Raw genomic sequence first — 7,750 nt, forward strand, 5'->3', positions numbered from 1 at the left:
GACATGACGAAACGAGGAATTCGAATCGGCATCACGATCGGGATGCGCGACAGTGCAGAAAGCCTGTGGGTGAACGGCATCAAGCAGAACGCGTTGTATCTCGCGAAGATGTTTCAACAATCGCCGCGTCGGCATGAGGTGATGCTGGTCAACACGACCGACATCGACGTGACCGGCGACCTACCATGGGACAAGCGTTCTTTTCCGACGCGTTCGTTTCAGGACGCCAAGGATTCGGTCGACGTGCTCATCGAGCTTGGGGGGCAAATCAGCGAACGTCAGACGCGCTACCTGAAAGAGCGCGGGGCCAAGGTGGTGAGCTACTGCTGCGGGCCGGAATACGTGCAGATGATCGAGGCGATGATATTTGGCCGAAGAATGTGCGATTCCGTTTTCATCAACCAGGAATACGACGCAGTGTGGGTCATTCCGCAGGTGATGGAAACCAGTGCCGCCTTTCTCGGTTCGCTGCGGAGAATGCCAGTGGTCGAAGTTCCGTTCGTGTGGGACCCGATGTGTCTCGAAATGCGAACGCGGGATCTGCCGTTCGAAGGGCAGTATCGTCCGCGCGCGGCAGCAAAGCGCCTGACCGTCATGGAACCGAATATCGACGTGCTGAAATTTTGCCTGTACCCGCTTCTGATCGCGGAGGAAGCGTTCAGGAAGGTACCGGATGCGATCGAGTACATGCATGTCACCAATGCCGAGCACCTTGCGCGCCGTTCACCGGAATTCATCGGCATCGCGCAGTACCTGGATCTGGTTCGCCAGTCGAAAGTGAGCTTCGTCGGACGTTACGACACGCCGAGTTTCCTGTCCGAAAACACGGACGTGGTGGTGTCGCATCAGTGGGGCCTGGCGCTGAACTACTTCTACTTCGACGCGTGCTGGAACGGGTTCCCGCTGGTTCATAACGCGCAACTGTGCGCGGATCTCGGCTACTTCTATCCAGGCAACGATGTGCAGGCGGGCGCGGCGAGGCTGATCGACGTGTTGCAGCATCACGACGACGACTGGGAGGCGTACCGAACGACGCAACGCCGGGTGATCGGCAGCTTTCTCGCGACGAATCCGGAAGTCGTTGCCAGCTATGACGTGCTGCTCGATGTGTTGATGAGCGATCGCAGTGTGAAATGTGCGGGGTGAGCGTTGGAAAAGTTTGATTTGGTACAGGCGGGGAGCGGCATCATCACCGATGCGGTGCTTGACAGACTGTCGCAAACGATCGGGCTTTCCGCAGACATCCTGCGACGGGTGACGACCTATGCAACGCCGGTACTGCTTGCCGCGTTGGTGGCGTCCGTCGGTTCGGTCGAGGACGCGGAGCGCATTTTCTCGATCGTTCGTTCGGAGGATGCGGATGTCCATGTCGCGACGCGTCTTGCCGCATGCGTGACTAGCACTGCCGGCTTGAAGGACGTTGAATCGGCGGCGGACAGGCTGGCTTTGCGAACGACCGCGCGTCGGCTCGCGGAGTATGGCGACCATGTCGGGGCCATCTCCGGAATACCGCCGCAAGCTGCACACGTATTGGTCGGCCTTTCATGCGCGGTGCTCTACGGGGCGCTCAAGCGGTGCCTACTGCTCGAGCAGTGCGGACTGAGAGACTTCCTGCTCGTTTTGCGATCGCAGGTTCCGCTGCTGCAGAAGCACATGACGGATGGAATCTCGCAACTGACCGCGTCGACGTCGGCCACCGAGTTTCCCGGTGTCGTGAGCGGAAGACTGGAGGCCGTTACCCGTCGGCTTGCCGGGCAATCGTGGGGCTCGGATCCCGATTCCGGCACCGTGGTGCTCAAAGCGCAGGGCGGACGATGGTTCAGGCCACGTCGCATGTGGGTCGCGGTCTGCGGTGCGGCGGTTATCCTGGCCGCCGGAGCGGCGGCATGGCACCTCCAATACTTCGATCTTCCGAGCCGCTTGGCCGGTGTCCGCCATGCGGCAGACGGAACGGTATCGACGATGCCGGCGAGTCGGTCGCTGGCTCAGCAGCATGTCGGCGACCGTGTCGTGCCGCCCGCAAGCCCGGCTTCCGCGGTGAAGGCCGGTTCGGCCGATCAGCGAAAGGACACGTTACCGGAGCCGTCAAAGAGCGCGAAGCTCGAGTTCAAAGTCGACTCGTCCGGCTCTCCTGTCGTCGAGGCCGTACTCAACAACGATGCGGAACGGCGGGCACTCAGCGACGCGCTCGAGAATCGGTTCGGCAGCGGGCGCTATACGTTGAACCTCGTCGTGGATCGGACCGTTGCGCCGGCTGTCTGGCTGGGGCGGCTAGACGCATGGTTTCAATTGATGCGATCGCCGCGTGTCGAAGGCATCGTGCAGAACGCGCACGTTCAGCTCTGGGCACCCGTGGCGCGGGTCGCGAGTGAATCGATAGCCGGCCTCGCGGCAGCGTTGGGCAGCGAATACCTCATCGAAATTTTCGACCCTGTCCACCTGATGGAACGGTCCAACGAAGCGCTTGCCCAGGCACTGAATCGTCTCGAGCCGTTTGGAACACATTGCGATGCGCTCGCGGTTTCGAAGGCGTTGAACATGCAATTGATCGATTTCGCGCGATCCAGTGGCCACGTGCCTTCAGCGGCGAAAGCGAGTCTCGAGCAGTCGGCGAATCTTCTGGCCGCCTGTCAGGCCATGCAGCACCCGATCTCACTGGTGGTGACGGCGCATTCGGACAACAGCGGCGATCTTCAAGCGAATCTGGCGCTTTCCGAGAAGCGCGCCCAGGCTGTGCGGGCGTATTTGATTGCGGCCGGTGTGTCGTCACAGACCCTGGTCGCGAAGGGCTATGGCAACGCAAAGCCGGTCGAAAGCGACCTGACGGTGATGGGTCGCTTTGCGAACCGGCGAATCGAATTTGTTCCGGCTGACGAACGTAGTGGTGCACCGCGATGAGCAAATACAAGGAAATACTGAGCCGGATCGACATGCTTTTTACGGAGCTGGACGCGGCACGCCGCCAGGAGGCAGCATTGCTCGCGGAGCAAGTCAGGCAAGCCCTTCTGGTGTCTGGTGTCGACCTGAACCTGATCCCGGACGGGCAGACAAACGGCTCGACGAAGCGAGCAAAGATCAAGCCGAAATACTGGAATCCGGAAACCGGAACGACATGGAGCGGGCGCGGGCGGACGCCACTTTGGTTGCAAGGAAAGAATCCGCGGGACTATTTGATTGAGCCGATCGATGAGCCCTCCGAAGGCTCGGATTGATCTCTCGTTTGAGATGCTGTCGTCAGGAACGTGGCGGGAGTATGACGCGCTCGCGATGGTGCTGACACCAGTTGCGGACGTGGCCTGACTGAATCATGGAAATCGAACGAAAATGCACGCAAATTTGTGGTGGAAGTACGTGTTGATCGAGGAGGTCGCAAAGACCATCTGCGACACGCATTTCATTGCGGCCGGCTGGAATGCAGATCACGCGGGCCTCGAACAGGGTGTCGAGGCGACTCCGATCGGACTATGTGAGGATCGATTTGCCGTTACGAAGAACCACACCGCAAGCACGCGGTGCTTCCCTGATCTATACGTTTGGCGCCGCGGGGGCGCAGGATTCTTCATCGAAGTGCGATCCCTGGGCGACACGGTGCCAGACGAGGAAGTCGCCGTGCTGATTCCGAACGTCCTGAGCCAGTACAACAGCGTGTTCGAGCGGCAGCATCGACGATCGATTTGTGATTCTCGCGAGACCGACGTATCGGCTGATGGCGGTGCAGGTTCCGATTCGTCGACCTACTTGCGAAGCGGTTCGGATAGCGCATCGATTCGCGATGAGACCGACCTTCCGACGGACGGTTGGAGGACGCCAATCCTTTTCTATGTGATCGGGAAGTCGATGGTCGCCGGCTCCTTCGTATTTTTGATTCACCCGAATGAGGATGAGATGTCCGAAACGGCCTATGCGGCATCCTCGATACACGACGGGAGCCTCGACGGAAAGGCCACGCAGGATGTTGTGAGACTCGTTGCCGACTTGCGTTTAGCCTGGCGCGAAAGCATTCAGCCGGGACTCGACTGCGTGTTGCGGCGGAGAGGCGCGTTCGATGCATGAGCGACGACGCGGCGGAATGGGGATCGGAGACGTCAAGGACTTGATTCGTGGTCAATCGTCTCACTGTCGACACGACAGAGCGGAGTCTGGAAAAAAAAGCTCCCACATTTTTTGGTTACTGGTCGGTGTGCTGTGCGCGTCGCTTATGACCTGGGGTGCATTGCATCTGGTGCTGTCGGCAATTTTTTCGGCCCGATCGATCGGGCCATGATATTCGGGAATCGCCTGCAGGGAATCAGTGAGGAGGCCGGTCAATCGGCCCGATGAAAGCATGAAAAAGAAACGCCAAATACGAATTCCTCGCAACAAGGAAATGCTACTGCCATTGCCGGCAGGTGTTGCCCGCGGCATCTCGCTCGAAAACCATCTTGCATTGGCAGCGATGCGTTCCGGGCATGGTACGCCGGAAACCATGGTCACGCTGCTGCGCGTGCTTTACATGACCCACTTCCTGCTCGGAACGGCCTGCTCGTCGTCTGACCAGTCGCTCTTTCTCAATGTCGAGGCAGCGCTGAGCAAATGTATCCAGGAGGCCGAAAAGCGTAGCGACTGGAGGCTTGAAGCGGAATGGTTGCCCGGGATAGAGGCGATCTTGCGTCGATTCGATGAAGTCATCCAGTACATCCCGAAATCGGATTATGTTGACGCCTGGAAGAAGCTCTCCATTTTCGCACTTTCCGGAAATCAATCACCCATTAACGGCAGTCGTGTCGAAGGCGTCTGGATCTGATTGGTTGCACGTTTGCAACAAGCGCGGGAGGGCAAAGTCGTTTGACTGCGGTTTGGACAAGTATGGAAATGAACCGGTATGCATTGATCCGACGTCGCTCGGTGAGCTGTCTCTTTGCCATGTTGATCACGTTTCCGTTGGTTGCTTCCGCCTCATATGGCGAGCGGTGGCTTACGGCCGTCAGCGTTAAACCGGAGGCCACTTCGCATGTAGGTGCCGGGCGCAGAGGGTCGCACGTATTGAGAGGCAAGCGACATCATAAGGAGGCGGTGACGAGGAGACACGGATATCGCGACGAGGGAAAGCGTCGTTTTGTCAGTCCATAGTGGACTGTTGCATTGACGGCAATCGTTGCTGGTTGATGGTGCTCGCTTTTTATATGGAAATCGAACAACGAACTGCATGCGGAGAGCCTGTTCGGCGAAGATCCTCTGATAGTAGCAATCATTTCGGTGACGCTGGAAGAGAGTGGTAAAGGAAGTCGATCATTAAATTTGCATTACTTAATAAGCGGATTGGTCATGAAGAAAAATAATCTCTGTTTGCTGGTGGCCGGTGTGATCGCCAGTTTCATCGTAGCTGGATGTGGGGACGGCAGGGACGGTTCCTCCAGCGCAACGAGCGAAACATCCGCGACCGCCGGAAGTCCGGCCTCCCCGGCGAACTCGGCCAGTGCACCCGTCGTCGCGTCGACGCCGGTCGTCGCACTGCCGGCCAGTGCCCCACTCGCATCGTCACAGCCCGTTACCGTGGGGGAAGTCATGCCGAGCCTGAAAACGCCTCAGACGGGTTCGACAGCCGCGTCGGCGAACGATCCGACGGGGATCTGGTCGGTATCCACTGGGACGCTCCCCAATACGACGATCGCGTTGGTCGATCCGCACAACAACCTGACAACACTCAACGTGACCGGGTCAATCCCGATGTCGTCCGATTTCACCAACCTGGCCGTCACCGGGAATGCATGGTCGATCAGCTCGGGAACCAATTTCAATGTCATGACCGGGTTCACGACTAAGATCGGCAACAGCACCGGGACCGATAGCGCGAAGCAGACGTTGTCGGGAAGTCTTAACCGAGGCGGAACGGCTTCGAATTTCGCGTGGACGTACAACGCGGAAAATGCACTGGCGGTGACGCAGGCGAGTGTATCCGGTACTTGGGCCACATCCGGGGCATCGTTTATGGTCGGATCCGATGGCACGGTCAGCGGTACGCTGAGCGGCTGCAACATGAGCGGCACATTGCTGCTTGCGACGCCGGGCTCCAACCAGAACATGTACGACATGACGTTGTCTGCGGCGGCTTCCACCGGCTGCAAGTTGCCGGCAGGCATCCCTGTTTTCGGCAGCGCAGCCATTCTCTTCGTTCCTATCAAAGGGACCAACGGGTTCCAGCGCTCGATCCTCTACGTGTTGCACTCGGCTGATTATGGTTATGTTGCATACGGGCAGATCATCAAGCAGTGAGTGCCTGTGTAGCTTGTGCGCGGCACGTTGTTGCCGCGTACCGATGAGGGTGTCGATTGCCGGTGTGCGGCGGCAATCGGACCCTTCACGCGCAAAATGCTCGGCAGTTCCACGACGACGCGCAGCAATTCGGCGATTCCGGTGTGATGGCGGGTGATTGGAGTCGATATGGCTGAATTTACGTCAATGGTGCCGCTCACGCACTGTATTAAACAAGGAGAAAACTCATGCCCAGCGAGCTTATTCGCGATCCGAAGAAGGATCATCTACTCACCCCACAAAATGCGGCGTTCGTCGTCATCGACTATCAACCACCGCAGGTGAATACTGTCGCTTCGATGGATCGCCAACTTCTCGTCAACAACATTGTTGGTGTCGCGAAGGCAGCAGTTGTTTACGGTTTGCCTATTGTCCATTCCACAGCGAATGTGAAAAATGGCCTAAACCAAGCACCTATTCCGCAGCTGCGAACGGTATTGGACCAATATCCCACATATGACCGCACCACCGTCAATGCGTGGGAGGATGTCGAGTTTCGTAAGGCAGTTGAGGCTACTGGGCGGAAGAAGCTCATCATGACAGCTTTATGGAGTGAAGTCTGTCTTGCTTTTCCCGCACTTGACGCGCTGGAGCAAGGCTACGAAGTCTATGTCGTCGCAGACGCGGTCGGCGGCACGTCGGTTATCGCACACGACATGGCGTTGCGACGCATCGAGCAGGCTGGTGGCCAGATGATCAGTGTTCCACAGCTGTTCTGCGAGTTGCAGCGCGATTGGGCGCGCAAGGAAACGGTCGCGCAGTTCGTCAACCTGTTCATTGAAACGGGAGGTACGGCAGGAGTCCAGTTCGCATTGGGACACGAGTAACAACGGGTGCGGTGATCGCTAGGCATCGGCCTTGCGATCATCGCGCTTTCGAACTGGCACGATATCAACGGTGTCGGGCTTCAGGACCGACTCTACAAGCTCGAAGAGCGGATCCGCGGCAGATCGCGCGATGAACGCCGCAGAGTACGTCAGGCACAAGCGGGGCCATTTTACCAAGGTCTACCAATTATATTTGACATAATTAACATTGGCGCCAAAAAGTCTGTAGTAACTATAGGGAATTTCAAGTTCGGCAAGCGTGCCAGTCCTCGTCAGGTGCGTACCGCTGAATCGCAAGAGTCGGGCGCTGGAGTACGGAAACGCCGGTTTGACGCAGTCAACAGTCGTCCCCACGCTACTTCAGCGCGCAGCAGCAGGCGAGTGCAAGACCATGTCCTGTCGCGTGATCATGTCCAGTTTCGATGCTGCGCTGCGCGTGATAGTGGCAGCTCGCGCTATTCGCATAGTGCAGGTTGAGCTTGTCGGGATCTGCCGGCCGATACTCCTTAGACTCTAGCTTCAAGTGCAACACCTTTGATGAGATAGGGTGTTGCGATGACGAAATACAAGCATCTGAGCGCCGAAGAGCGCGCGGTGATCATGATCGAGAAGGCCCGGAACACGAGCGTCAG

Annotated in this window: 8 protein-coding genes; 7 read left to right on the plus strand and 1 reads right to left on the minus strand. The window is 58.1% G+C overall.

Going from position 1 to position 7,750, the window contains the following annotated elements:
• The first annotated feature begins 3 nt into the window (after window positions 1–3).
• From DPV79_RS39075 to DPV79_RS39105, 7 genes are all read left to right on the plus strand, one after another.
• Window positions 4–1,146, plus strand: a complete 1,143-nt coding sequence (locus tag DPV79_RS39075) for a DUF2827 domain-containing protein (RefSeq protein ID WP_113047939.1) — start codon at window positions 4–6, stop codon at window positions 1,144–1,146.
• A 3-nt stretch (window positions 1,147–1,149) separates the two neighbouring features.
• On the plus strand, window positions 1,150–2,898 hold the full coding sequence (locus tag DPV79_RS39080) for an OmpA family protein (protein ID WP_113047930.1): 1,749 nt from the start codon (window positions 1,150–1,152) through the stop codon (window positions 2,896–2,898).
• Entirely contained in the window at window positions 2,895–3,212 is a 318-nt protein-coding gene (locus DPV79_RS39085; RefSeq protein WP_113047931.1) for an H-NS histone family protein, read from the plus strand. The genes DPV79_RS39080 and DPV79_RS39085 overlap by 4 nt, the downstream gene beginning before the upstream one ends.
• A gap of 139 nt (window positions 3,213–3,351) precedes the next feature.
• Entirely contained in the window at window positions 3,352–4,053 is a 702-nt protein-coding gene (locus tag DPV79_RS39090; RefSeq protein ID WP_133295775.1) for a hypothetical protein, read from the plus strand.
• Window positions 4,054–4,324: 271 nt separating this feature from the next.
• On the plus strand, window positions 4,325–4,783 hold the full coding sequence (locus DPV79_RS39095) for a hypothetical protein (protein ID WP_133295776.1): 459 nt from the start codon (window positions 4,325–4,327) through the stop codon (window positions 4,781–4,783).
• A gap of 521 nt (window positions 4,784–5,304) precedes the next feature.
• Window positions 5,305–6,252, plus strand: coding sequence for a hypothetical protein (locus DPV79_RS39100; protein ID WP_113047934.1), 948 nt, complete (start codon window positions 5,305–5,307; stop codon window positions 6,250–6,252).
• 227 nt (window positions 6,253–6,479) lie between these two features.
• Window positions 6,480–7,118 carry a hydrolase gene (locus DPV79_RS39105; RefSeq protein WP_113047935.1) on the plus strand — a complete coding sequence of 213 codons (639 nt, stop codon included), beginning with the start codon at window positions 6,480–6,482 and terminating at the stop codon, window positions 7,116–7,118.
• Window positions 7,119–7,473: 355 nt separating this feature from the next.
• Here the strand turns inward: DPV79_RS39105 and DPV79_RS42940 are convergent, their stop codons facing one another.
• Window positions 7,474–7,641: a hypothetical protein gene (locus tag DPV79_RS42940; RefSeq protein WP_165843630.1), complete on the minus strand. Its 168-nt coding sequence runs from the start codon at window positions 7,639–7,641 to the stop codon at window positions 7,474–7,476.
• Window positions 7,642–7,750: the final 109 nt, after the last annotated feature.

Source organism: Burkholderia reimsis (assembly GCF_003294055.1).
Lineage (GTDB): Bacteria > Pseudomonadota > Gammaproteobacteria > Burkholderiales > Burkholderiaceae > Burkholderia > Burkholderia cepacia.